A 24,216-nucleotide genomic window follows, 5' to 3' on the forward strand; every position below is an offset into this window, starting at 1 on the left:
GGCCAGTAGAATGGGCCCTCGCCAAAGGCGCAACACGCGACGGTTTATCGTCGCCGAAGTATCGCGGCGGCCCACTGGACGGTGGCCGCTACAAAGGAAAACAATCGGGCATAGCCCGGGGGAAAGTTAATGGCTCGTATCCTGATCGTCGACGATTCGCCGTCGCAGCTCCTGGGCATCAAGCGCATTGTCGAAAAGCTGGGCCATGAGGCACTGACTGCCGAAGACGGCGCCGCAGGCGTCGAGGCAGCCAAGCGTGAGCTGCCGGACCTCATCCTGATGGACGTGGTCATGCCGAACCTCAACGGGTTCCAGGCCACCCGCACGATCAGCAAGGAAGAGACCACCAAGCACATCCCCATCATCCTGGTCACCACGAAGGACCAGGACACCGACAAGGTGTGGGGCCTGCGCCAGGGCGCGAAGGATTACGTCGTGAAGCCGATCAAGGAAGAAGAACTGGTCAAGGCGCTGAAGACGCACCTGCCGGCCTGATCTGCTCCGTAGGAGCCCACCCTGTGGGCGACGCGTTTCGCGAGCGGCTCACATGGCTTGCGTGTTGACGCGAAAGATGTCGCCCACAGGGTGGGCTCCTACGAATGGCTGTGGCCTTAGCGCCGCGGATCAAAACCCTTGAACGCATCCTTGAACTCCGCATAGGCGGCCTGTTCTTCGTGCGTCTCCGGCACGGGCACGCGAATTTCCAGCACCACGATCTGGTCGCCTGGCTCACTGCCCGGCAGGCCGCGCCCCTTCAGGCGCAGTTTGCGGCCTGATTGGCTGCCTGCGGGGATCCGCAGATCCACCGCCCCACCCAGGGTTGGCACGGCCACCGTGGCGCCCAGCGCCGCTTCCCACGGCGAGATCGCCAGCGTATGCGTCACGGTACGGCCTTCGAGCCGGAAGCGCGCATCGTCGCGGATATTGATCTCAAGCAGCAGGTCGCCCGAGGGCCCACCGCCACTGCCGGGATGGCCCTGGCCACCCAGGCGAATGGTCTGGCCGCTGGATATGCCGGCCGGGATCTTCACCTCGAGTACGCGCTCGCCGCCCGACTGATCATTCAGCACAACGCGGGTCTTGCCGCCGTTATAGGCGGTCTGCAGGTCGGTATCGATCCTGGCATTGATATCGCGGCCACGACGGGCCTGGGTCTGCTGCGAACGGCGGCCACCGCCACCCCCGAACAGGCTCTCGAAGAAGTCGCTGAAGTCGCCACGACCGGCGCCACCGCCCATGTCGCCGAAATCGAACCCGCCACCACCGCCCTGGCCCCAGCCCGGCGGCGGCCGGAACTGCTCGCCCTGGCGGTAGCCGCCAGCGCGGAACTGATCGTACTGGCGGCGCTTCTCGGGGTCCTTCAGGGCCTCATTGGCCTCATTAACGGCCTTGAACTTCTCTTCCGCACCCGCTTCCTTGTTCTTGTCCGGGTGGTATTTACGCGCCAGCTTGCGATACGCCGCCTTGATCTCGGCGTCGGTCGCTTCGGGTTTTACCCCAAGAATCTCGTAATAATCCTTGAACTCCACAGGCTCTCCCGCCGGGCTTGTGTCGAAATGTGAAATGGAAAAGGCCTGCGGTGGGCCACCCCACCGCAGACCATACGCCAAGCTTAGACCGAATTAGCCCGCGGCGTTGATCGTGATGCGGCGCGGCGCGCTTTCAGCCTTCTTCGGAATGGCGATTTCGAGCACGCCATTCGCGCCCGAAGCCGTAATTCCCTCGGCATCGGCGCTTTCCGGAAGCGTAAAGCTGCGCTTGAAGGCGCCGGCCACGCGCTCGACCCGCGCGTACTTGCCTTCGGTCTCGCTGCTGTAGGCCTTCCGCTCGCCCTTGATCGACAGGACGTTCTTGTCCATCTGGATCTCGATACTGTCCAGGGCCACGCCCGGGATATCGGCCAGGATCAGGAAGCGATTGGCTTCCTCACGAATGTCGACGCACGGCGCCCAATCCTGCACGGCACCCGCCACCGGCGCGGCGATGTCGCCTGCAAGGAACTGACCGAACACATGGCGCAGTTCATTTCCAAACACCGGCGCACGGCGAAACGCAACATGACGAAGCTGGTTCATCTGTTTGACTCCAATGATGTTTTTCGGCCCCGTGGCCGTCTGGGATCAAAGATATGAGCGCCCCGCCACGATTCAAGGGGCCTATCGAGCCGGTTTGTGTAGGAGCGCGCTCGCGCGCGATCCGTGCTTGCAACACACCCCATCGCGCGCAAGCGCGCTCCTACATTTACACTTGGGAAATCCCCCAACGAGGCAGGCCCCATGACTATCGCCGTCGGCGACCGCATTCCTGAATCCACCGTCACCTACTTCCAGGACGGCATCCAGACCGCCTCCACCCTGGACCTGATGGGCACCGGCAAGGTGGTGCTGTTCGCGGTACCGGGTGCATTTACGCCCACCTGTTCCAACAAGCATCTGCCGGGCTATATCCAGCACATCGAGGATTTCAACGAGCGCGGCGTGAAGGTGTCCTGCTATTCCGTGAACGACGCGTTCGTCATGGATGCCTGGGGCAAGGAGCGCGGCATCCCGAAGGATCTGCACCTGCTGGCCGATGGCAATGCCGCGTTCACCAAGGCGCTCGGCCTGGAGCTGGACGGCACCAAGAACGGCATGGGCATTCGCGCCAAGCGCTTCGCCATGTACCTGGAAGATGGCGTGGTGAAGGTGCTCAACATCGAAGCGCCGGGCGAATTCCGCGTGTCCTCGGCGGAAGCCATGCTCGAAGCGATCCGCTAAACGCCGTTTTCAGCGTCGTCGCCGGGCGGCACGACGCCGTTCCTCAGCAGCCCCGCCAGCGCATCCGCGGCGGGGTTTGCGCGATCCGCACGCACCATGAAAAGGGAGGCCTCGCCCAGTTCCGGCAGACCTTCGCCAACGGCGATACGGCGTAGCGCCGCAGGCACATGGATCGCGGGCCGGGCCACCCAACCAAGGCCTGCACGCGCGGCGGCCCAGAGCGCAGAGACACTCCGCGCCGTCACCACGACGCGCCACGGGATGTGTGCGGCATCCAGCGCAGCGATCATGCGCCGGCGAAACACGCAGGGGGCTTCCAGCGTGAGCAAGGGTAATGGGCCCTGCCCCGGTCCGGCGACACCCTCCGCTGCGAACCAATACACGGGAAACGCCCCGAGCAAGCTTCCACCCAGCCCGCCATCGCTCTCGAACGCGAGCGCAAGGTCGATCGCGCCCTCACGTACGCCTTCCACCAGGGGTCCGCTCTGATCGACGCTCAGTTCAAGGCTGGTGCCCGGGTGCGCGGAAGCGAAGGCCGCCAGGGTCGATGGCAGCCAGGCCTCGGCGAAATCGTGCGGTACGCCCAGATGCACGCGCCCTTCCAGATGCTCGCCGCGGACAGCGCCTACGGCATCGGCATTCAGTTCAAGCATATGGCGGGCATAGCCCAGAAGCCGTTCGCCCGCTTGCGTCAGTTCCTGCTTGCGGCCCACGCGCTGGAAGATGGCCGTGCCCAGCCGGTCCTCAAGCGCCCGCAACTGTAGGCTCACCGCCGACGGCGAGAGATGCAGCTTTTCGGCGGCGCGCCCGAAGCCACCGAGGTCGACGGCTGTCACAAGGGTACGCAGCGTGGCGAGGTCGAGGATCATGCTTAAGCGCGGCTCACGCGTGGGTTTGGAAACCATCGCTTTTATAGCACCCCGCGCGGCCCGACCATGAGTGCATCCCGTTCACGCAGGCCTACGCTCATGCTCGCAATGCAATACAGCTTCGATCTCGCGCCTTCGGTCGACCCGGATTCGGTGCGCGCACGGGCCCGGGATATCGGGCCGTCGTTCGAGGGGCTGCCTGGCCTAAGGATGAAGGCATTTCTCGTTGCATCCGACCCCGCCATTTACGCACCCATCTATGTATGGGACGACGATGCGTCGATGCGCGCGTTCCTTGAGTCACCGGCATTTGAACGCGTCGTCGCTAAGTACGGCAAGCCCGCGTTCTACGTGATGCCATCCATCCGCGTGGCGCATTCAGCGAAGTCGAGGCCCATTCGGTTCGCGACGCAGGAGCGCACTGCATTACCGCTTCCTCCCGTTTTCGACGGAAGTGGGGGCGACGTACGCAGTGATGCGAACGTCCTTACCGGCGCAGACCTCACTCGCTGGGAATCGGTGCGCACGGTGTTCTGGCACGATGCGCCGCCTGCGCGCGAAGGCCAGGTCGTGTTCGATGTTCCCTATCTGATCGGGGGATTGCCATGAGGAGTGCTCTACTTTGCATGCTGGCTCTTGGTGCGCCCCTATCCGTACAGGCGAACGACACCAAAGAGCTCCGCGCCCTATTGGCCGCCTATCCGCGCTTTGTGTCGGAGGGAAACCGACAGGGGTTCGAAGGATTGCTACTCGACAAGGACATTCCATTTCGGGGCGTTTACGACAATCGGGCTACATCGAGCCAGCAATTACGCGATTACACGCATTTCCGCGAAGCGGTGTTTGATAGCGGCCATCGGTACCGACAAACGTTCTCCCACGTAGTTGTCGAAATGCACGGCGCCATTGCGCAGGCATCGCTGGATTTCGAAACGATCGACTTAGCGCACCCCTCGGAACCCACCAGGGGATGGAAGATCCTGCAGTTCGTACGCGGTGAGGGGGGATGGCGGATTGCCAGCGAGCTTTGGGGGGCCGCTCGATGAATCGGGAACTACCTGCTTCTGCGTTTCATTGGCTATCGCGCGCAAGCGCGTTCCTACAACAGCTTTGGATCGCGTCATCCAGCGTGCCCCACCCCACACGCCGCCGCTGAACGCACGCAAAAAAAACCCGCCGTTCGGCGGGTTCTTTTCTTTATTCGCTTTCGCCATCCACCGGGCCAGATTCAACCGGCGGGAGGTCGGCGGCGGCTTCGCAGGCCGGTGAATCGCCGTTGAGCGCCTCACCATTCGGGATGTCACCCTCGCCTTCCACCTCGGTCTCTTCCTCGGCCTCAAGGCGGACGACACCGATGAGGGTCTCGTCCTTCGGCAGCTTGATCAGCGTCACACCCTGGGTGTTACGGCCGACCTGGGCGACTTCCGATACGCGGGTGCGCACGAGCGTGCCCTGGTCGGAGATCAGCATGAGCTGCTGGGCCTCGGTGACCTGCGTGGCGGCAACCAGGTTGCCGTTACGCTCGGAGCACTGGATACCGATGACGCCCTGCGTACCGCGACCCTTTTTCGGGAAATCCTCGAGCACGGTGCGCTTGCCGAAGCCACGCGCCGTCGCCGTGAGGATGTCACCATCGCCATGCGCCACGATCAGCGACACGACCGTCGCATCGTCGGCGAGCAACATGCCGCGCACGCCGGTGGCAGTACGGCCCATGGAGCGGACCTTGTTCTCGTCGAAGCGCACGACCTTGCCGTTCGATGCAAAGAGCAGCACATCGCTTTCGCCGTTGGTCATCGCCACGTCGACCAGGGCATCGCCCTCGTCGAGGTTAATGGCAGCCTTGCCCTTCTGTAGCTGGAACGCGAACTCGGTCAGCGGCGTCTTCTTGACCGTGCCCTTGCGGGTGGCGAAGAACACAAAGCAGTTCGGGTCGTAGTCGCGGATCGGCAGCACCGCCTGCACCTTCTCGCCCTCACCCAGCGGCAAGAGGTTCACGATGGGCTTGCCGCGGGCGCCCGGACCCGCTTCCGGCATCTGGTACACCTTCAGCCAGTACACACGGCCGGTGCTGGTGAACGTAAGCAGCGTATCGTGGGTGTTCACCACCCACAGCTGCTGCACCACATCTTCGTCCTTCAATGCGGAGGCGGAACGGCCCTTGCCGCCACGCTTCTGCGCGCGGTACAGGCTGGCGGCCTGGCGCTTGATGTAGCCGGTGTGCGACAGCGTGACGACCACGTCTTCCGGCGCGATCAGGTCGAGGACGTTGAGGTCTTCCTGCGAATGCTGGATCTCGGTACGACGGTCATCGCCATAATCCGCACGGATCTGTTCGAGTTCGCCACGGATGACTTCGAGCAGGCGCGTCGGGTTTTCCAGGATCTCGATGAGGCCACGGATGGTCTCGAGGATTTCGCGGTATTCGTCGCTGAGCTTTTCCTGCTCCAGGCCGGTGAGGCGGTGCAGGCGCATCTGCAGGATTTCGGTGGCCTGGGCTTCGGACAGCTGGTAGCCGTCATCACGCAGGCCATCACGCGGATCCATGTCTTCCGGACGCGAGGCTTCGGCACCCGATGCCGAAAGCAACGCCTTGACCAGGCCCGGCTCCCAGCGACGGGCGACCATGCGCTCGCGCGCTTCGGCCGACGACGACGAGGTACGGATCAGCTCGATCATCTCATCGATGTTGGCGAGCGCGACCGTCAGGCCTTCGAGGATATGGGCGCGGGAGCGTGCCTTGCGCAGTTCGAAAATGGTGCGGCGGGTGACGACTTCGCGGCGATGGCGGATGAACGCCTCAAGGATCTCCTTGAGGTTCAGCAGCTTCGGCTGGCCATCGAGCAGGGCCACCATATTGATGCCGAAGGTGACCTGCAGCTGGGTCTGCTGGAACAGGTTGTTCAGCACCACATCGGCCATGGCATCGCGGCGGATCTCGATGACCACGCGCATACCGTCCTTATCGGACTCGTCGCGCAGTTCGCTGATGCCTTCGAGCTTCTTTTCCTTCACCAGCTCGGCGATCTTTTCGATCAGGCGAGCCTTGTTCACCTGGTACGGCAGCTCGTGGACCAGGATGGTCTCGCGGCCGTTGGACTCGGTTTCGATCTCGGTACGCGCACGCACCAGGATACGGCCACGACCGGTACGGTACGCCTCGACGATACCCGATGAGCCGTTGATGATGCCCGCGGTCGGGAAATCCGGACCCGGAATGTGGGTCATCAGGTCATCGACGCCCAGCGACGGCTCTTCAATGAGCGCCAGCGTGGCGTTAATGACCTCGGTCATGTTGTGCGGCGGGATATTGGTGGCCATGCCCACCGCGATACCCGCAGAACCATTGACGAGAAGGTTCGGCACGCGGGTCGGCAGGACCAGCGGCTCGCTTTCGCTTTCGTCGTAGTTCGGCCCGAAATCGACGGTTTCCTTGTCGATATCGGCGAGCAGCTCATGGGTGAGCTTGGCCATGCGCACTTCGGTGTATCGCATGGCCGCGGCGTTATCGCCATCGACCGAACCGAAGTTACCCTGGCCATCGACCAGCATGTAGCGCAGCGAGAACGGCTGCGCCAGGCGGACGATGGCATCGTAAACCGAGGCATCACCGTGCGGATGGTACTTACCGATCACGTCACCGACGACGCGAGCGGACTTCTTGTAGGCCTTGTTCCACGAGTTGCCGAGCTCGTTCATGGCGAACAGCACGCGTCGATGAACCGGCTTGAGGCCGTCGCGCACATCGGGCAGTGCACGCCCGACGATAACGCTCATCGCGTAGTCGAGATAGCTTTGGCGCATCTCGTCTTCGATGTTGACGCGGATGACTTCTTTGGCGAGTTCTGCCATCAATCGGCTTCCTGGGTGTCCGTATGAGTGCCCCCGCCGACCGTGTTGTCTGCCCTCGGGGCACCACAGTCGGCTCAACCCGTCGATGATAACACAACGGGTGTCGAAATGACAGCTAAAAAAGCTGTAAATTCAATGGGTTAGAGGGGTGTTTTGGCGGTCACGGAAACATGATCCGCATCTGCTCTTCGTCGGGCTTCAGGATGATGCCGCGCTCGGTCACGATCGCGTCGATCAGCTCCGCCGGGGTCACGTCGAAAACGGGGTTCCAGGCCTCGGCGCCCTCGATGACGGTACGGTTACCGCCGACCGAAAGCAGCTCGGTGGCATCACGCAATTCGATCTCGATATCGTCGCCGCTGGCCGTGGCCATATCGACGGTGGTGGACGGCGCGACGACCATGAACTTCACGCCGTGGTGGCGCGCGGCAATGGCGAGCTGGTAGGTACCGATCTTGTTGGCGGTGTCGCCATTGGCCGCGATGCGGTCAGCACCAACGATGACCCACTTCACCTTGCCGTCCTTCATGAGATGCGAGGCAGCGGAATCGGCGATGAGCCTGGCCGGGATGCCATCACGCACGAGTTCCCACATGGTGAGGCGCGCGCCCTGCTGCCAGGGGCGGGTCTCTCCCGCGAACACCTGCTCGATGCGGCCCGCTTCGACGCCCGCACGGATCACGCCCAGCGCGGTGCCATAGCCTGCGGTCGCGAGCGAGCCCGTGTTGCAATGGGTCATGACCTGCGAGCCCGGCTCGATCAGCGCGGCGCCCAACTCGCCCATGTGGCGGTTGGCGGCGAGATCTTCATCCTGGATAGCCTGTGCTTCGGCTTCAAGCGTGGCAGCATCGGCGCCCGCGTCAACCCGCACCCTCATGCGGTCCAGCGCCCACATCAGGTTCACCGCGGTGGGCCGTGCCGCACGCAACGTGGCCATGGCAGTAGCCAGGTTTTCACCCTTCTGCGCCGCCAGCACGACGCCCCAGGCCGCCGCGATACCAATGGCCGGCGCACCGCGCACGGCCAGGTCACGAATGGCCCGCGTGACATCCTCCGAGTTCACGCAATCGAACCAGATTTCCTCCGCCGGCAGGCGGCGCTGGTCGAGCAGGTGAAGGCGATCGCCGAGCCACTGGACGGCGCGAATGGTGTCGTGGGAGTTATGCGTGTTCATCGCCGGATTATCGCATTCCTGCGTGTAAAGCGCTGTCGAAAACCATGAACGGCCGTAGGAGCCCACCCTGTGGGCGACATCTTTCGCAACGAGGCCGCAGGGCCTGCGGCGTCCGGCGAACGGCGTCGCCCACAGGGTGGGCTCCTACGGGGAATCAGCGCTTTGACAGCCAGTCGTGGATCGCCGGGGGCACGAGTTTCTGGGCCCGGCCGGAGACGTAGATGCCGATGTGGCCACCCGGGAACGGCAGCGCCGTGTAGTCCTTGCTGCCCACGGCATCCTTCAACGGAATGGAGGCCGCGGGTGGCACGAGGTGATCCTGCTCGGCGTAGATATTCAGCACGGGCTGGGTGATCGTGCCCAGGTCGATGGTCCGGTCACCGATCGTGGCCTGGCCCTTGATCAGCAGGTTCTTCTGGAAGAAATCGCGGGCAAACTGGCGGAAGGTTTCGCCGGCCTGGTCGGGTGAATCAAAGATCCACTTTTCCATGCGCAGGAAGTTTTCCACTTCCTTCGGGTTATCGAGGATATCGACCATCGCCACGTACTTCTGCTGGTTGAGCCGGAGCGGCTTCAGCGTGAGGTAGGCGAAGTTCATCAGGTCAGCCGGGATATTGCCGATCGTATCGACGAAGAGGTCGATATCCACGTTGCGCGCCCAATGCGAGAGCATGTTATCGGGCGTGTGGAAATCCACCGGCGTGACCATGGTGACGAGGTTCTTGACCTTGTCGCCATGCAGCGCGGCGTAGCACAGCGAGAACACGCCGCCCTGGCAGATGCCCAGCAGGTTGATCGCTTCGAGCTCATGGCGCTGGCGGATCACATCGACGCAGCGATCGAGGTACCCGTCGATGTAATCCTCGAGGGTGAGCCAGCGATCGGCACCATCGGGGTAACCCCAGTCGATAAGGTACAAATCCTCGCCCTGCTCAAGCAGGTTGCGCACCATGGAGCGGTCGTCCTGCAGGTCGACCATCCACGGCGTATTCACCAGCGCATAGCAGATCAGCAGAGGGACTTTCGCTGTCGGTTTCTTCGTGCCCTTGAAGTGCCACAGGGTGAGCTTGTCTTCGGTGTAGACGGCTTCGCGCGGCGTGGTGCCCAGCTCGATGGGGCCCACGTTTTTCAGCGTTTCCATGCCTGCTTCCACCTTGCGGCGGAACGCTTCGACTTCCTCACGGGCGCGCTCGGGGTCGATGTGGAAGGGGTTGGTGCTCATCGGGAGCGAGCCTTGGGCTTGGCTTTTTTGGCCGCGGCTTTTTTGGCGGCGGCTTTCGCCGGTTCAGGCGGTCGGGCCGGCTTCGCCGGATCGCGCGCAAGACGCGCTCCTACAGGGGCGCTTCGCTGCGCTCCTGGCGCGGAACGGGTCACGGGTTTCGCCTTCATGCGCAAGGCAGTGATTTCGGCGCGCAGCGCTTCAACTTCTGCCTTCAGGCCTTGCATGTGGCGCAGCTCGCGGCGCACCGCCTGCAGGCGCTCGCCGAGGCTATCGACCTCGCGGCGGGTGGGCAGGCCGGCCTGTACGGCGATGCGCTCGACCTGGCGCTGCTGGAGCACCTTGAGTTGCATCTGCGCGTTGACCAGGGCGGCGTACACTTCGCGGAACTCGTCCGACATGGCCGCTTCGGCATAGCTCTCTTCGGAGAAATTGACCCAGCGGTCGTAGACGGCGCGCAGGCTATCAGCGTCGGAGGGCATGCCCTGCGCGCGCAGCGTTTCACCGGCGCGATCCTGCACGCCCTGCAGCAGCGACTGGTAGCGAGCGAATTGCTGCGCGTAATCGATCCATGCACGCAGCAGGGCCTGCTGTTCTTCCTGCTGCTCGCGATTGAGGCCAAGGCCGGGCATCGACAGCGCCTCGCGCGCCACTCGGGCCCATTCATCAAAGCCATCGGTGCCCGGCTGCGCACCCGGCGGCGGCCCGTAGCCGAATGGCGGCATACCGCCAGGAACCCCGGCAAAACCGTATGGCGGCACACCGCCACCCGGCGGCCCATAAGGTGGCATGCCAGCACCGGGTCCCGGCTGGCCAAACGGGGGCGCACCATGCGCGAACGGCGATGCCGGCGGCTCGCCGGCGGTAAACGCGCGCATCCAGTCACCAAAGCCGCCAAGGCCCGCGAATAGCCGGCCCACGATGTCGGCCGAAGGTGCCTCGGCGTGCTCGGCCTTCGGGTCGAATTGCCTGGCCCAGGCCTCGACGCCCTGGCGGACGAAGGCCTGGTACTGGTCGATGAAGTCTGTCGGTTTATCTGCCATGTGCCTATGGTACGGCACCCGGCAACCAGCCGCGCCCACCCTCAGGGCGTGATGATGAACGATGCCTGCTGGTTCGCCGTGGAACTGCCACCCACCCACACCGTGTATTGCGTGGGCTCGACCACCTGCTGGCTACGGGCATTCCAGAACGAGAGCTCGGCGAAGCCCAGTTGGAACGTGACGCGTTTTGATTCGCCCGGCTTGAGCGCGACGCGCTGGAACCCCTGCAGGCTGCGCACCGGCTGCTCGACGCTGGCGCCGAGATTGCGCACGTACAGCTGTGCCACTTCCGTGGCCGCCCGCGAGCCCGTGTTCGTTACCGTCGCGGTAACGGAAACCACGTTCGTGGCATCTGCACGGTTCGCCTCCGCCACAGGCACCTTCGCACGCGACACCTGTACGTCGGTGTAGCCGAAGGATGTGTAAGACAGGCCATGGCCAAAGGGATACAGCGCGTCGTTGGCCACATCGATGTAGCGCGAGATGAACGCCGTATCGCGACCCGGGGGCCTGGTCAGGTCCGCATCACCCGGGGGCCGGCCTGTCGGGAACTGGTTGTAATACAGCGGCTCCTGGCCCACGGCGCGAGGAAAACTCATGGTCAGCTTGCCGCTGGGCGCCACATCGCCGAAAAGCACGTTGGCGACGGCATTGCCCGCCTCGGTGCCCGGGAACCACACGGCCATGATCGCAGGCACGTGTTTGTCGGCCCAATCGAGGACGAGTGGACGCCCGGAGAACACGAGCAGGACGACTGGCTTGCCGGTCGCGACCACGCGTTCAAGCAAGGCCTGCTGGTTACCCGGGAGGTTGAGGTGGGCACGCGACCCTGCCTCACCACTCATGCGTGACGATTCGCCGAGTGCCATCACCACGACATCGGCCTGGGTTGCGACCTTCAGTGCCTCGTCAAAGCCGGACTCCGAATCGCTTTCCACATCGGTGCCGTGCGCGAAAAGCAGCTCGCCGCCCTGCGCCTTCATCCGCGCGGCAAGGCCACGACGCAATGTCACCACATCCGGTACATGTTGCGCACCACCCCATGCACCCTGCATTTCGCTGGCGTCGTCAGCAAGCGGGCCGATCAATGCCAGTTTCTTCAACCCTGGCGCGAGCGGCAACACAGCCTGCGTGGCCTGGCCGCCATTCTTCAGAAGGACAAACGATTCTTCCGCAGCGCGGCGCACAAGCGGCCGGTGCTCATCGACGGCTGCCGTCACTTCAGGGCTCGTGGAGTACGGGTGTTCGAACAGCCCGAGCGCGAACTTCACCCGGAGGACACGGCGCACGGCCTCATCCACGGTTGCCATCGAAAGCTTGCCTTCCTTGAGCAACGCCGGGATCTGGGTGTCGTAGTAATGGCTCATCATGTCCACCTCCACGCCAGCCTGCAGTGCTTTCTGCGTCGCCGTGGCGGCATCCAGTGCGATGCCATGGTGGGTCAGCTCCATGACCGCCGTGAAGTCGCTCACCACGAAGCCATCGAAGCCCCATTCCTCCCGCAGGATGTCGGTCATGAGATACGTGTTGGCCGTGGCTGGCACGCCATTGAGCGCGTTGAACGAACTCATCATGGTCGCGGCACCCTCCTCCACGGCCGCCTTGTACGGCGGCAGGTACACCTGGCGCAGGCGCACATCGGACATATCGGTGGTGTTGTATTCGCGCCCGGCCTCAGCCGCGCCGTAGGCAGCGAAATGCTTCACGGAAGCGGCCACGCTATCCGCCGCCGCGAGATCCTTGCCCTGGTAGCCGCGGATGTAGGCGCGCGCGATGGCTGCCCCAAGGTACGGATCTTCGCCCGCGCCCTCGGTCGAACGCCCCCATCGCGCATCTCGCGAGATGTCGACCATGGGCGAGTAGAACCACTTCACGCCCGCGGTCGTCGCTTCCTGCGCCGACATGTGCGACAGATCCTGTACGAGTTGCGGATCCCAAGTGGCGGACAAACCCAGCGGCACGGGGTAAATGGTGCGATAGCCGTGAATGATGTCTGCGCCGAACAGAAGCGGGATGCGCAGGCGGCTCTTGAGGGCGGCTTCCTGGAATGCTTTCGTTCGCGCCGCACCGGTCACATTGAGCATGGAGCCAAGCTCGCCCTTGCGGGCCAGCGCGAGCGCATCGACGTGCGCCTGCGTCTCCGGATTCAGCGCAATGGCGGTTTCGCCGGCCTTCGTGTCCGCGCCGCCACTGGCGCCGTATTGCACGAGCTGGCCAATCTTCTCCTCGAGGGTCATGCGCGCAAGCAGATCGTTGACGCGCTTCTCGATCGCCGGGGATGCGAGTTGCGGATTCGACGGCTGGACGGCCGGTGCGGTGGGCGCGGTGTCGGAGGCACAAGCGGCGCCAGCAAACGTGAGGGCAACGGAAGCGGCGAGCACCAGCGGGCGCAGGCGAAGGGGAACGTTCATGAGATCTCCGAAAACGCGCCCGTGGGGACGGGCATCAGTTCCGAGACTGCCAGCGAAACGTTTACATCGCTAGGTGACGGACGGCCTATCCGGCCATAAAAAAACCGGCTCCTTTCGGAGCCGGTTTCTTAGTCACTGCGTGCGATCGATCAGCCCGCGGCGTTTTCTTCTTCGGTCACGGCCTTCATCGAAAGGCGGATACGGCCCTGCTTGTCGACTTCCAGGACCTTCACCTTGACGATGTCGCCTTCCTTCAGCTTGTCGGAAACCTTCTCGACGCGCTCGCTGGAAATCTGCGAGACGTGCACGAGGCCATCCTTGCCCGGCATGATGGTCACGAACGCGCCGAAATCCATCAGCTTCGCAACCTTGCCTTCGTAGATGCGGCCCGGCTCGACGTCGGAGACGATCTGCTCGATGCGCTTGCGCGCAGCTTCAGCCGCTTCACGGTTGACCGAGGCGATCACGACGTTGCCGTCGTCCGTGATGTCGATGGTGGTGCCGGTCTCTTCGGTGATCGAGCGGATGGTGGCGCCGCCCTTGCCGATGACTTCGCGGATCTTGTCCGGGTGGATCTTGATCGTGAGCAGGCGCGGGGCGAACTCGCTCATTTCCGAGCGGGCTTCCGTGATGCACTTGGCCATCTCGCCGAGGATATGCAGGCGACCACGCTTGGCCTGGGCCAGCGCCGTACGCATGATCTCTTCGGTGATGCCGTCGACCTTGATATCCATCTGCAGCGCGGACACGCCATCGGCGGTACCGGCCACCTTGAAGTCCATGTCGCCGAGGTGGTCTTCGTCACCCAGGATGTCGGAGAGCACGACGAAATCGTTGCCTTCCTTCACCAGGCCCATGGCGATACCGGCCACCGGCGCCTTAAGCGGCACGCCAGCGTCCATCATGGCCAGCGAGGAACCGCAGACCGACGCCATGGACGAAGAACCGTTCGACTCGGTGATTTCCGAGACGACGCGAACGACGTACGGGAACTCTTCGATCGTCGGCTTCACAGCCTGCACGCCGCGCTTGGCGAGGCGGCCGTGGCCAACTTCGCGACGCTTCGGGCTGCCGACGCGGCCGGTTTCGCCCACCGAGAACGGAGGGAAGTTGTAGTGGAACAGGAACGTGTCCTTCCACTCGCCTTCCGGCGCATCGATGATCTGCGAGTCACGCGTGGTGCCGAGCGTGGCAACGACCAGCGCCTGGGTTTCACCGCGGGTGAACAGCGCCGAACCGTGGGTGCGCGGCAGGACGCCGACGCGGACGGTGATCGGGCGGACGTCGTCGAGCTGGCGCCCGTCGATGCGAACCTTGGTGCTGAGCACGCCGTCGCGCAGGGTGCGGTACTCGACTTCGCCGAAGGCGGCGCCGATGTCGCCATCGGTCCAGCCATTGGCTTCGGCATCGGCGGCGATGGCCGTCTTCACGTCGCTCTTGAGCGCGCTGATGACGTCACGACGAGCCAGCTTGTCGCGGATCTGGAAGGCTTCGGCGAAGCGGTTGCCGACAGCGGCCTTGACCGCGTCGTACAGGGCCGTCTTGGCAGCCGGCGCTTCCCACTTGAACGACTTGGCACCGGCTTCGGCGACAAAGGCGTTGATCGTGTCGATAGCGACCTGCATCTGCTGGTGGCCGAACACGACCGAACCGAGCATGACGTCTTCGCTGAGCAGCTTGGCTTCCGACTCGACCATCATCACGGCGCTGGAGGTACCGGCCACGACGAGGTCGAGGTCGGAGGTCTTCAGCTGCGAAGCGGTCGGGTTGAGGATGTACTGGCCGTTGGCGTAGCCAACGCGCGCCGCACCGATCGGGCCCTTGAAGGGCACGCCGGCGAGCGACATGGCAGCCGAGGCACCGATCAGGGCCGGGATGTCACCATCGACTTCCGGGTTCAGCGAGACGACCTGGGCAATGACCTGGATCTCGTTGCGGAACTCTTCCGGGAACAGCGGACGAAGCGGACGATCGATAAGACGCGAGGTCAGCGTCTCCTTCTCGGTCGGGCGGCCTTCGCGCTTGAAGAAGCCACCCGGGATGCGACCCGCGGAGTAGAACTTCTCCATGTAGTCGACCGTGAGCGGGAAGAAGTCCTGGCCTTCGCGGGCCTTCGGAGCGGCGACAACGGTCACCAGGACGACGGTGCCGCCCATGCTGACCATGACCGCACCGGACGCCTGGCGGGCGATTTCGCCCGTCTCCAGCGTGACTTCGTGACTACCGTACTGGAATGACTTGGTTACTTTCGCCACTTCGCTGTCTCCTCGTCCTGATCCGGTGATTTAGCGGCGCAGGCCGAGGCGTTCGATGAGGGTCTGGTAGCGAGCGAGGTCGCTCTTCTTGAGATAGGCCAGCAGCGTCTTGCGCTTGTTGACCATCTTCAGCAGACCGCGACGCGAGTGGTGGTCCTGCTTGTGCGCCTGGAAGTGATCCTGCAGCGCGGTGATGTTCGCGGACAGCAGCGCGACCTGGACTTCGGTCGAGCCGGTGTCGTTATCCTTGCGACCGTAGTCCTTGATGATCTGGCTGGTCTGTTCGACGGTGAGCGACATGTGTATCGATTCCTTAAAAAAGCGGATGCGAGACTTGCGCAACCTCAACGGCCACCGATGAAGTTGCGCAAGCCTCGCTTTGATGAAAGCTATTAAACGAGCACGTAATTGTAACGTCCTGCGCGTAGCGGCAACAAGCCCGGTCAGGGCGGCGGCAGGTTGAACCCCCTGAGAACCCTCAGAATGCCGTCTTCGCCGATGTCTCCCAGGGCCATGAGCCGGCCGTCGGCGCCCCAGACGCCACAACGGCCGGGTGCCGTGGTGGCGCCCAGGGGCACTGGCTGACCGAAGCCGAGTACCCGGGTTTGCTCGGCATCGAGTTCCACCCGGGGAATATGTGATAGCCCGGTATCCACGGGCAGCAGGCATGCCTCGAGTTGATCCGGCCCGGTCTCTGCCGCTTCCCGCAATTCGTCGAGGGTCACCATGGCAGGCGCCATGAACGGCTCGACCCAGAGCCGACGCAGGCCGGTCAAATGGGCGCCACAGCCGAGGTTGGCACCCAGGTCCACGGCCAGGCTACGGACGTAGGTACCCGAGCCACACTCGACATGCAGGCGGACCGTGTCCCCTACCCGCTCGATCACATCGAGCCGGTAGACATCGACCTCACGGGACGGCACATCGACGGTCTCGCCGCGACGGGCACGCGCATAGAGAGGAACGCCGTCCTGCTTGATGGCCGAATAGGCCGGTGGCACCTGGGTTATCCGACCACGCAAGGGCGCCAGCGCGGCTTCCACCTGCGCATCATCGAGCGGCGGCACCGGCCAGGTGTCCACGATCTCGCCCTCAAGGTCAGCCGTGGTCGTGGTGGCGCCGAGCTTCACCTCGGCCTCGTAGGCCTTGCGCGAGCCCAGCAGCCAGCCGGCGATCTTGGTGGCCTCGCCAAAACACACCGGCAACAAGCCGGTCGCGAGCGGATCGAGGCTGCCGGTATGGCCACCCTTGGCCGCACCCACGAGGCGACGCGCCGTCTGCAGCGCCTGGTTGGAACTCAGGCCCAGCGGCTTGTCGAGCAGGAGGATGCCGTGGATGTCACGGAAGGAGCGACGGTTCATGGGAAATCAGGTACATGCAGGAGCGCACCCTGTGCGCAATGCTGTTCGCGGAGGAGCGACAGGCCCTGTTGGTTTCAGGACGAAAGATGTCGCCCACAGGGTGGGCTCCTACGGGTTATTCGTCTTCGCCCGAAGGCGCCGGCGGCACCGGATTTTCGCGCAACAGGGTCTCGATCCGCTCGCCGCGGTCGACCGATTCGTCGTACTTGAAGCGCAGTTCGGGCACGCGGCGCAGGCGCATGGTCTTGGAGAGCTCGCGGCGGAACTCCTTGGCCAGCTCCTTGAGGGCCTTGACGGCCTCAGCGGACTTTTCCGGCATCAGCGCGGTGACCCACACCGTCGCTACATCCAGGTCCTTGGTGGTTTCCACGTCGGAAACACTGACCGAGGGCAGCGCGTGCTCGCGCACGGCAGCATGCACCAGCAGGCCGATTTCACGGCGCAGCTCAGCGGAGACGCGGTCGGTTCGCTTGAAATCACGGGACGGCATATCCGCCTCCTATAAACGAGAAAAGCCTCCCCGGCGAACCGGGGAGGCAGGGTCTTTCCATTACAGCGTGCGGGCGACTTCGATGCGCTCGAAGCACTCGATCTGGTCGCCAACCTTCACATCGTTGTACTGCTTCACCGCGATACCGCACTCGGTGCCGTTGCGGACTTCGTCCACCAGCTCCTTGAAGCGGCGCAGCGATTCCAGTTCGCCCTGGAACACCACGACGTTGTCGCGGAGAACGCGGATCGGCTTGGAACGCTTGACGATACCTTCGATGACCATGCAACCAGCCACCGCGCCGAACTTCGACGAACGGAACACATCGCGGACCTGGGCGACGCCGATGATCTCTTCGCGCACTTCCATGCCGAGGAGACCGGAGGCGGCCTGCTTCACCTGGTCGATCACGTCGTAAATGATCGAGAAGTAACGGACATCGAGGCCCGCCGTATCGATCACCTTGCGCGCCGACGCATCGGCACGGACGTTGAAGCCGATGACCAGCGCCTTCGAGGCGGCGGCCAGCTGCGCTTCGGACTCGGTGATACCGCCCACGCCGGACGCAATGACGTTCACCTTGACGCGATCGTTGCCGATCTGGGTCAGCGAATCGCGCAGTGCCTCGACCGAACCCTGCACATCGGCCTTCACCAGGATGTTCAGCGTCTGCTGGCCTTCACCCTGGCTCATCTGGGCCATGATGTCTTCCAGTCGGTTCGACTTGGTCACCAGGCGGGTCTCGCGACGCTTCTGCTGACGCTCGGCAGCCACCTGGCGAGCCAGGCGCTCATCGGCCACGCAGACGAAGTCGTCACCCGACTCCGGCACGCCGGAAAGACCCAGCACCTGCACGGGGATGGACGGGCCCGCCTCGTTGACCTGCTTGCCGGTTTCGTCGATCAGTGCGCGCATACGGCCGTATTCCACGCCGCAAACCACGAAATCGCCCTTCTTCAGCGTGCCCTGCTGGACCAGCACGGTAGCCACCGGGCCACGACCGCGGTCAAGGCTGGATTCGATCACGACACCCGAGGCGAGGCCATCGGCCACGGCCTTGAGCTCCATGACTTCGGCCTGGATCGAGATCGCATCGAGCAGATCGTCGATACCCATGCCCGTCTTCGCGGACACCGGCACGAACGGCGTATCGCCACCCCACTCTTCCGGAATGACCTCAAGGTTGCCGAGGCCCTGCTTGACGTGATCGACGTTGGTGTCGGACTTGTCCATCTTGGTCAGCGCGACGATGAGCGGCACCTTGGCGGCACGCGCATGCTTCACGGCTTCCACCGTCTGCGGCATGACGCCGTCATCACCGGCCACGACCAGCACCACGATATCCGTGGACTGCGCGCCGCGGGCACGCATGGCGGTAAACGCCGCATGGCCCGGGGTATCGAGGAACGTGATGACACCACGGCTGGTTTCGACGTGGTACGCACCGATGTGCTGCGTGATGCCACCGGCTTCGCCCGACGCGACCTTGGTGCGGCGGATGTAATCCAGCAGCGAGGTCTTGCCGTGATCGACGTGACCCATGATGGTGACGACCGGCGGACGCGTGACCTTGTCGCCTTCGAGCTCCGCCGCGCTGGTGTGCGAGGCAAGCGCCGCTTCGGCGTCGTTATCGGTAATGCGGACCGGGTTGTGGCCGAGCTCTTCGACCACGAGCGAGGCGGTATCGAAATCGATGGTCTGGTTGATGGTCGCCATGACGCCCATCTTGAACAGCGCCTTCACGACCTCGGCACCCTTCACGGCCATCTTCTGCGCGAGGTCGGCGATGATGTTGTTATCGCCGATCACCACGTCACGCACGACGGCTGCCGTCGGGCGGGTAAAGCCGTGCGGGCCGCTGGATGCTGCGGAGCCGCGCTGCGGCTCGGAACGACCGCCGCGACCCGGCTTGCCACGACCACCCTTGCCGCTGGAACGGCGAGCGCGGTCGGCATCGGACAGGTGCATCTCGCCAGCGGCAAAACGCTTGCCGCCCGCTTCGCGATCGCCACCACGACCGTTGCCCGCACCTGCACCACCACCGTGCTTCGGACGAGCGTTGCCACGCGTATCGTTGGCCGCGGCGATGGCGCCGGGCGCCGGGCGCGCGCTCGCGCCGGCCGGTGCCGCCGGACGGGCAGCAGGTGCGGCAGGACGGGCAGCGGCCGGTGCCGGCGCGGGGGCCGGTGCCGGCGGCGGCGCTGGCTTGGAAACAATGCGCTCGCGCTTACGCGGCTCATGGATGCGCGGCAGGATCATGCCGAGCGAGCGCGTGTCCAGCTTGGCCGTCTGATGGCCGGGCTCGTCGCCCGCGGCAGCCGGCGCGGCTTCCGTCGCGGTCGTCTCGGCGGCGGCAGGCTGTTCAGCAGCCGATGCAGCGGCGGCACGCGAAGCCTCTTCGGCACGCGCACGCTCAGCCGCGGCAGCTTCTTCTGCCTGGCGGCGCGCCTCGATAGCAGCCTCTTCCTGGCGACGCGCTTCGGCTTCGGCCTCACGACGCTCGGCCTCGGCCTGTGCGCGAAGCTCGGCCTCCTCGCGGCGCTGGGCTTCTTCGTGCTCACGCTGGGCCTGCGACTCGGCCAGCTTTTGCGCGGCCTCGTCACGCTCGTTGTCCACCGGTGCCTCATCGGCGATGGCACTGCGCTTTACGTAGGTGCGCTTGGCGCGCACTTCCACGTTCACCGTCTTGGCCGGGCCAGCGCCACGGCCGGAGCCGCCACTGACCTTCAGCTCGCCGACGGTACGGCGCTTGAGCGTGATCTGACGCGGCGAGCTGTCGTCCGCTTCGGGAGCGGGTTCGTTCTTGCCGTGCGTGCGGCGCAGGAAGCCGAGCAGCTTCACCTTTTCAGTGCTGCTGATGACCTGCTCCGCATTGGAGAAATTCATTCCGGCCTCGCCAAGCTGCCCAAGCAGCCTGTCGACCGGCATACCCAGTACCTGGGCGAGTTGTTTAATCGTGACGTCCGACATCGTTCATTATTCTCCGCCGTTCCCGCGCGTTACCCGTGCCATTGATGCGATCTCAGGCTGCCTCCGTCCCTGGCGGGAAGCCTCGTGGCTTCCCTCGGGGCGCCCCTCCGGGGCGCTTCCGGTACCGCGCTTAGCCGCCCTTCTCCAGTCGGGCGATCATCGGAGCGCGCGCAGCCATGATCAGCTGCTTGGCGCGTTCCTCAGTCATACCTTCAATATCGATGAGCTCGTCGACGGCCAGGTCACCCAGGTCATCCAGCGTCCGCACACCGCGCTCGACGAGCGCATAGGCGGTGGCCTCATCCATGCCGTCCAGGTCAAGCAACTCCTGGTCCGGCCCTTCCACGTTTTCTTCGACAGCCAGCGCTTCGGTGAGCAGCGCATCGCGGGCGCGGGCGCGGAGCTCTTCAACGATGTCTTCGTCAAAGCCTTCGACGGCGAGCAGCTCGGCGCTGGGCACGTAGGCAATTTCCTCAATGGAGGAGAAGCCTTCCGAAACCAGGATGCCGGCGATTTCTTCGTCAACTTCGAGCTTGTCCTGGAACAGCGCCAGGGCGGCGGCCTGTTCGGCCTCGCTCTTGGCGGTGACCTGGTCCTGGGTCATCACGTTGAGCTGCCAGCCGGTGAGCTTGCTGGCCAGGCGCACGTTCTGGCCACCGCGGCCGATGGCCTGGGACAGCTTGTCCTCGGCAACCGCGATATCCATGGAGTGCTTTTCTTCATCCATGATGATCGACTGGACTTCAGCCGGCGCCATGGCGTTGATGACGTACTGGGCCTGGTTTTCGTGCCACAGGATGATATCGACGCGCTCGCCATTGAGCTCGTTCGACACGGCCTGCACACGCGAACCGCGCATACCGATGCACGCGCCGATGGGATCGGTGCGGGTATCGTGGGCCACCACGGCGATCTTGGCGCGGTCGCCCGGATCGCGGGCGCAACCCTTGATTTCCACCAGGCCCTGGCCGACTTCCGGCACTTCGAGCTTGAACAGCTCCATCATGAATTCCGGCGCGCTACGCGAAACGAACAGCTGCGGGCCACGGATTTCCGACTTCACTTCGTACAGGTAACCACGGACGCGGTCGCCCACGCGGTGTGATTCGCGGGGAATCGTCTTGTCGCGCGGAATGAACGCCTCGGCGTTGCTGCCCAGGTCGAGGTAGACATTGCCACGCTCGACGCGCTTGACGATGCCGGTAACCAGTTCGCCTACGCGATCGACGAAGGCATCGACCACCTGCTGGCGCTCGGCCTCGCGGACGCGCTGCACGATGACCTGCTTGGCGGCCTGCGCGGCAATACGGCCGAACTCGGCGTTCTCGATCTGGTGCTCCACCCAGCCGCCGACTTCGGGCACTTCGCCCTCTCCCGCTTCGTCTTCGGCATCCATCAGGCGGATCTGGAACGACGGATCTTCCATCTCGCCATCGTCAGCAATGATTTCCCAACGACGGAACGTTTCGTAATCGCCGGAGTTGCGGTCGATCTCGACGCGGATATCCGGGTCCTCTTCGGGGTAGCGCTTCTTGGCGGCCGAGGCGAGCGCCGCTTCCATGGCTTCAAAAATGACTTCGCGCGGCACGCCCTTCTCGTTGGCGACCGCGTCGACTACCAGCAAAAGTTCTTTGCTCATTGCCGCTACTCCCATGAGGATGCCCCGCGGCATCCCGTCGTCGTTATTTGGATTTCTTCTTTGCACCCGGAGCCGGTTTCGGCTGTGGTGCATAGCCGAGTGCGACCCAATCAGGCACCACGCGGGCGCTTTCGACGTCCGCGTGCTCGAATTCGAACTTACCGGCCTCGCCTTCCAGGACAATGTGCTCGCCGTTTACTTCAACGACGTTGCCCTTGAGCCGGCGGCGGCCCTCGATCGGGGCCTTCAGCAGCACCTTCACTTCCTGGCCGATCAGGCGCGCGAACTGGGCGGCGCTGAAAATCGGCCGGTCGATGCCGGGCGAGGAGACCTCCAGTACATAGTTGCCGGGGATCGGATCTTCAACATCGAGCCAGGCCGAGAATTCGCGGCTGGCCGACTCGCAATCGTCCACGGTGACCTCCGGCGACTCGCGGCCCTCGCGCAGGTCTTCCGGAACATCCAGATAGACGCGCAAGGTGCTCTGCCCGCCACCGGCAGGGGAAAACTCGATGCCCAGGACCTCGAGGCCGAGGTCGGCAACGATCTCCGAAAAGCGTTGTGTTAGTGCGTTGGTGTCCACGTTACCTACGGTTTTCTGGTCGCCAGAAACAAAAAAAGGCCCCGAACGGCCCATTCCTTTCGTCGCCGATGTATCCCGACACTTCCCTCCACAGCGCCTGCGAGACACCCCTGGAGGCACTCGCGAGTGTCGCGGGACGCGCTCCCTGCGCCCAACAAAAAAGCCTCACGAGGAGGCTTTCTTGTAAAAAGAAAGGTCCTGAAGCGACGGCGACCAGCGATGTGCTATCGATGGTTAACGGCGCTTAAGATTCACTAATTCTAGCGCAAATGCCCCGCTTCGCGCAAGTTCGCCCCACCCCCTTCAAGCAACGTAACCCCACGCCATCCCGTGCGTTATTAGCCCTAGAATGAGCCATGGCCGATCGGGGGAATTCGGACGGATGGATGGGGTGACCGGACTGGATATCCACACGCTGGGCATTATCGGCCTGGCCGTGGGCATCGCTATCGCGCTGAGCTTCTCCCTGATGAGCCTGGTGCTCCGGGGCATGGCGGCGCTGCACGTCTGGGCTGCCGCCTTTTGGCTGCTCACGTTCGCCGGGCTGGCCCAGGGCTACGACGAAAATGGAAGTTTCCTTTCAGCTATCGTCGGTAGCGTACTGATTGCACTGGCGAATGCGGCGATGCTGATCGGCATCGCCATGCACCTTGGCCATCCGCTGCGCTGGCGCTGGCCAGCCTTGGTCATCGCCCTGTTCCTGTTGATCCAGGTGGGTTTCATGGCGTGGCCGCCCAGCCAACCGCTGGAAAGCGCCGTATTTGGGCTCAAGAGCATCTTCTGGGATGGCTGGATGGTGCTTTACCTCCTTCGGGCCCCCCGTGAGCTCAGGGCCGGCAGCCTGTTCACCGCCCTGGTTTTCGTGATCGATGCCTTGTTCTACGTCGCTCGCGGGCTTGTCTCACTTCATCCTGAGATTGAATCTCCGGAGCTGGCCTCGCTATTGACGACTTCGAATTACCTGTTCGGGATCCTATGCACCTTCCTGCTCAGCACGGGCTTCACCCTGATGCTCTCGCAGCGGCTCGTCCACGACCTGCGGGTGGCCGCCAACGTGGATGGGCTTACCGGCCTGCTCAACCGCACCGCCTTGTTAAAGGCCGCCGCGCCCGTGCTGCAGGCCAACCGCGAGCATACGCACGCGGTACTGCTGTTCGACCTGGATCACTTCAAGGCGATCAACGACCGCTGGGGGCACGCCGGTGGCGATGCCGTGCTCCAGCACTTCACCCGCACCCTCCGTGACGGCGGCATTCCCGCACGCGCCCTGCTCTCGCGCTACGGCGGCGAGGAGTTCCTGCTGCTCGCCCCATGCACCAGCGCGAACGTAGCCGTGACCCTGGCCGAGTCGCTGCGGACGCAGGTGGAGCGCTCGCCGGCGCATTACGCGGGCGAACCGATCATGTTCACCACCAGCGTCGGTGTGGCGACCGGCGCTGGCATCGATATCCAGCGCCTGATCGATACGGCCGACGCGGCGCTCTACCACGCCAAGCGCACCGGCCGCGACCGGGTTGAGGCGATGGTGTCCGATCCGACGGTGGGCGAGAGGGTCAGCGCGGCCGCTCCCGCCGCCAGCGCGTTAACCTGACTT

Annotated in this window: 20 protein-coding genes; 5 read left to right on the forward strand and 15 right to left on the reverse strand. The window is 64.1% G+C overall.

Annotated features, from left to right (window positions below; all coding sequences use genetic code 11):
- Nucleotides 1-129: 129 nt before the first annotated feature.
- Nucleotides 130-495 carry a twitching motility response regulator PilH gene (gene pilH, locus L2Y97_RS14325; protein ID WP_247427790.1) on the forward strand — a complete coding sequence of 122 codons (366 nt, stop codon included), beginning with the start codon at nucleotides 130-132 and terminating at the stop codon, nucleotides 493-495.
- A 116-nt stretch (nucleotides 496-611) separates the two neighbouring features.
- Here the strand turns inward: pilH and L2Y97_RS14330 are convergent, their stop codons facing one another.
- Nucleotides 612-1,529: a DnaJ C-terminal domain-containing protein gene (locus L2Y97_RS14330; RefSeq protein WP_247427792.1), complete on the reverse strand. Its 918-nt coding sequence runs from the start codon at nucleotides 1,527-1,529 to the stop codon at nucleotides 612-614.
- 93 nt (nucleotides 1,530-1,622) lie between these two features.
- The gene (locus L2Y97_RS14335; protein WP_247427794.1) at nucleotides 1,623-2,075 is read right to left on the reverse strand and encodes an Hsp20/alpha crystallin family protein; all 453 of its coding nucleotides are present in this window, start codon (nucleotides 2,073-2,075) and stop codon (nucleotides 1,623-1,625) included.
- A 201-nt stretch (nucleotides 2,076-2,276) separates the two neighbouring features.
- Between L2Y97_RS14335 and L2Y97_RS14340 the strand changes: the two genes are divergently transcribed.
- Nucleotides 2,277-2,756 (forward strand): peroxiredoxin, encoded by a 480-nt coding sequence (locus tag L2Y97_RS14340; RefSeq protein WP_247427796.1) that lies wholly within the window; start codon nucleotides 2,277-2,279, stop codon nucleotides 2,754-2,756.
- Here the strand turns inward: L2Y97_RS14340 and L2Y97_RS14345 are convergent.
- Nucleotides 2,753-3,625 (reverse strand): LysR substrate-binding domain-containing protein, encoded by an 873-nt coding sequence (locus L2Y97_RS14345; RefSeq protein ID WP_247427798.1) that lies wholly within the window; start codon nucleotides 3,623-3,625, stop codon nucleotides 2,753-2,755. The two genes, L2Y97_RS14340 and L2Y97_RS14345, sit on opposite strands and share 4 nt — an antisense overlap.
- Nucleotides 3,626-3,724: 99 nt before the next feature.
- Here L2Y97_RS14345 and L2Y97_RS14350 point away from each other — a divergent pair, with 99 nt between their 5' ends.
- Both L2Y97_RS14350 and L2Y97_RS14355 read left to right on the forward strand, forming a co-directional pair.
- Nucleotides 3,725-4,234, forward strand: coding sequence for a DUF4865 family protein (locus L2Y97_RS14350; RefSeq protein ID WP_247427799.1), 510 nt, complete (start codon nucleotides 3,725-3,727; stop codon nucleotides 4,232-4,234).
- A gap of 17 nt (nucleotides 4,235-4,251) precedes the next feature.
- Nucleotides 4,252-4,671 (forward strand): Cif family virulence factor, encoded by a 420-nt coding sequence (locus L2Y97_RS14355; RefSeq protein ID WP_247427801.1) that lies wholly within the window; start codon nucleotides 4,252-4,254, stop codon nucleotides 4,669-4,671.
- Nucleotides 4,672-4,822: 151 nt separating this feature from the next.
- Here L2Y97_RS14355 and gyrA read toward each other — a convergent pair whose 3' ends face one another.
- The 12 genes from gyrA to L2Y97_RS14415 all read right to left on the reverse strand — a co-directional run bounded on the left by gyrA (nucleotide 4,823) and on the right by L2Y97_RS14415 (nucleotide 22,622).
- The gene (gene gyrA, locus L2Y97_RS14360; protein WP_247427803.1) at nucleotides 4,823-7,477 is read right to left on the reverse strand and encodes a DNA gyrase subunit A; all 2,655 of its coding nucleotides are present in this window, start codon (nucleotides 7,475-7,477) and stop codon (nucleotides 4,823-4,825) included.
- 160 nt (nucleotides 7,478-7,637) lie between these two features.
- The gene (gene mtnA, locus L2Y97_RS14365) at nucleotides 7,638-8,651 is read right to left on the reverse strand and encodes an S-methyl-5-thioribose-1-phosphate isomerase (RefSeq protein WP_247427805.1); all 1,014 of its coding nucleotides are present in this window, start codon (nucleotides 8,649-8,651) and stop codon (nucleotides 7,638-7,640) included.
- 154 nt (nucleotides 8,652-8,805) lie between these two features.
- A complete protein-coding gene (locus L2Y97_RS14370) occupies nucleotides 8,806-9,873 on the reverse strand; it encodes a class III poly(R)-hydroxyalkanoic acid synthase subunit PhaC (protein ID WP_247427807.1) in 1,068 nt (355 codons plus the stop codon).
- Entirely contained in the window at nucleotides 9,870-10,913 is a 1,044-nt protein-coding gene (locus tag L2Y97_RS14375; protein WP_247427810.1) for a poly(R)-hydroxyalkanoic acid synthase subunit PhaE, read from the reverse strand. Before L2Y97_RS14375 ends, L2Y97_RS14370 begins: the two co-directional genes overlap by 4 nt.
- Nucleotides 10,914-10,954: 41 nt before the next feature.
- A complete protein-coding gene (locus tag L2Y97_RS14380) occupies nucleotides 10,955-13,324 on the reverse strand; it encodes a glycoside hydrolase family 3 N-terminal domain-containing protein (RefSeq protein ID WP_247427813.1) in 2,370 nt (789 codons plus the stop codon).
- A gap of 149 nt (nucleotides 13,325-13,473) precedes the next feature.
- Nucleotides 13,474-15,579, reverse strand: a complete 2,106-nt coding sequence (gene pnp / locus L2Y97_RS14385) for a polyribonucleotide nucleotidyltransferase (RefSeq protein WP_247427816.1) — start codon at nucleotides 15,577-15,579, stop codon at nucleotides 13,474-13,476.
- Between the two features lie 30 nt (nucleotides 15,580-15,609).
- Nucleotides 15,610-15,879, reverse strand: a complete 270-nt coding sequence (gene rpsO, locus L2Y97_RS14390) for a 30S ribosomal protein S15 (RefSeq protein ID WP_139983545.1) — start codon at nucleotides 15,877-15,879, stop codon at nucleotides 15,610-15,612.
- A 143-nt stretch (nucleotides 15,880-16,022) separates the two neighbouring features.
- Complete coding sequence (gene truB, locus L2Y97_RS14395; protein WP_247427819.1) at nucleotides 16,023-16,940, reverse strand: tRNA pseudouridine(55) synthase TruB; 918 nt, start codon at nucleotides 16,938-16,940, stop codon at nucleotides 16,023-16,025.
- 115 nt (nucleotides 16,941-17,055) lie between these two features.
- Entirely contained in the window at nucleotides 17,056-17,430 is a 375-nt protein-coding gene (gene rbfA / locus L2Y97_RS14400) for a 30S ribosome-binding factor RbfA (protein ID WP_247427822.1), read from the reverse strand.
- A gap of 60 nt (nucleotides 17,431-17,490) precedes the next feature.
- Nucleotides 17,491-20,400 carry a translation initiation factor IF-2 gene (gene infB / locus L2Y97_RS14405; RefSeq protein WP_247427823.1) on the reverse strand — a complete coding sequence of 970 codons (2,910 nt, stop codon included), beginning with the start codon at nucleotides 20,398-20,400 and terminating at the stop codon, nucleotides 17,491-17,493.
- 130 nt (nucleotides 20,401-20,530) lie between these two features.
- Nucleotides 20,531-22,039, reverse strand: coding sequence for a transcription termination factor NusA (gene nusA, locus L2Y97_RS14410; RefSeq protein WP_247427825.1), 1,509 nt, complete (start codon nucleotides 22,037-22,039; stop codon nucleotides 20,531-20,533).
- Nucleotides 22,040-22,082: 43 nt separating this feature from the next.
- Entirely contained in the window at nucleotides 22,083-22,622 is a 540-nt protein-coding gene (locus L2Y97_RS14415; protein ID WP_247427827.1) for a ribosome maturation factor RimP, read from the reverse strand.
- A 391-nt stretch (nucleotides 22,623-23,013) separates the two neighbouring features.
- Here L2Y97_RS14415 and L2Y97_RS14420 point away from each other — a divergent pair, with 391 nt between their 5' ends.
- Complete coding sequence (locus L2Y97_RS14420) at nucleotides 23,014-24,213, forward strand: GGDEF domain-containing protein (RefSeq protein WP_247427829.1); 1,200 nt, start codon at nucleotides 23,014-23,016, stop codon at nucleotides 24,211-24,213.
- Nucleotides 24,214-24,216: the final 3 nt, after the last annotated feature.

The sequence above is a fragment of the Luteibacter aegosomatissinici genome (genome assembly GCF_023078495.1).
Lineage (GTDB): Bacteria > Pseudomonadota > Gammaproteobacteria > Xanthomonadales > Rhodanobacteraceae > Luteibacter > Luteibacter aegosomatissinici.

Excerpts from the sequence above, each read along its gene's own strand:
- rpsO (WP_139983545.1), bottom strand. The coding sequence starts at position 15,879 with ATGTCGCTCACCGTCGAACAGACCAGCCAGATCATCAAGGACTACGGT.
- L2Y97_RS14350 (WP_247427799.1), top strand. The coding sequence starts at position 3,725 with ATGCTCGCAATGCAATACAGCTTCGATCTCGCGCCTTCGGTCGACCCG.
- L2Y97_RS14370 (WP_247427807.1), bottom strand. The coding sequence starts at position 9,873 with ATGAGCACCAACCCCTTCCACATCGACCCCGAGCGCGCCCGTGAGGAA.
- rbfA (WP_247427822.1), bottom strand. The coding sequence starts at position 17,430 with ATGCCGTCCCGTGATTTCAAGCGAACCGACCGCGTCTCCGCTGAGCTG.
- L2Y97_RS14375 (WP_247427810.1), bottom strand. The coding sequence starts at position 10,913 with ATGGCAGATAAACCGACAGACTTCATCGACCAGTACCAGGCCTTCGTC.
- gyrA (WP_247427803.1), bottom strand. The coding sequence starts at position 7,477 with ATGGCAGAACTCGCCAAAGAAGTCATCCGCGTCAACATCGAAGACGAG.
- pilH (WP_247427790.1), top strand. The coding sequence starts at position 130 with ATGGCTCGTATCCTGATCGTCGACGATTCGCCGTCGCAGCTCCTGGGC.
- infB (WP_247427823.1), bottom strand. The coding sequence starts at position 20,400 with ATGTCGGACGTCACGATTAAACAACTCGCCCAGGTACTGGGTATGCCG.
- L2Y97_RS14335 (WP_247427794.1), bottom strand. The coding sequence starts at position 2,075 with ATGAACCAGCTTCGTCATGTTGCGTTTCGCCGTGCGCCGGTGTTTGGA.
- L2Y97_RS14345 (WP_247427798.1), bottom strand. The coding sequence starts at position 3,625 with ATGATCCTCGACCTCGCCACGCTGCGTACCCTTGTGACAGCCGTCGAC.
- truB (WP_247427819.1), bottom strand. The coding sequence starts at position 16,940 with ATGAACCGTCGCTCCTTCCGTGACATCCACGGCATCCTCCTGCTCGAC.
- L2Y97_RS14380 (WP_247427813.1), bottom strand. The coding sequence starts at position 13,324 with ATGAACGTTCCCCTTCGCCTGCGCCCGCTGGTGCTCGCCGCTTCCGTT.
- L2Y97_RS14340 (WP_247427796.1), top strand. The coding sequence starts at position 2,277 with ATGACTATCGCCGTCGGCGACCGCATTCCTGAATCCACCGTCACCTAC.
- L2Y97_RS14355 (WP_247427801.1), top strand. The coding sequence starts at position 4,252 with ATGCTGGCTCTTGGTGCGCCCCTATCCGTACAGGCGAACGACACCAAA.
- mtnA (WP_247427805.1), bottom strand. The coding sequence starts at position 8,651 with ATGAACACGCATAACTCCCACGACACCATTCGCGCCGTCCAGTGGCTC.
- nusA (WP_247427825.1), bottom strand. The coding sequence starts at position 22,039 with ATGAGCAAAGAACTTTTGCTGGTAGTCGACGCGGTCGCCAACGAGAAG.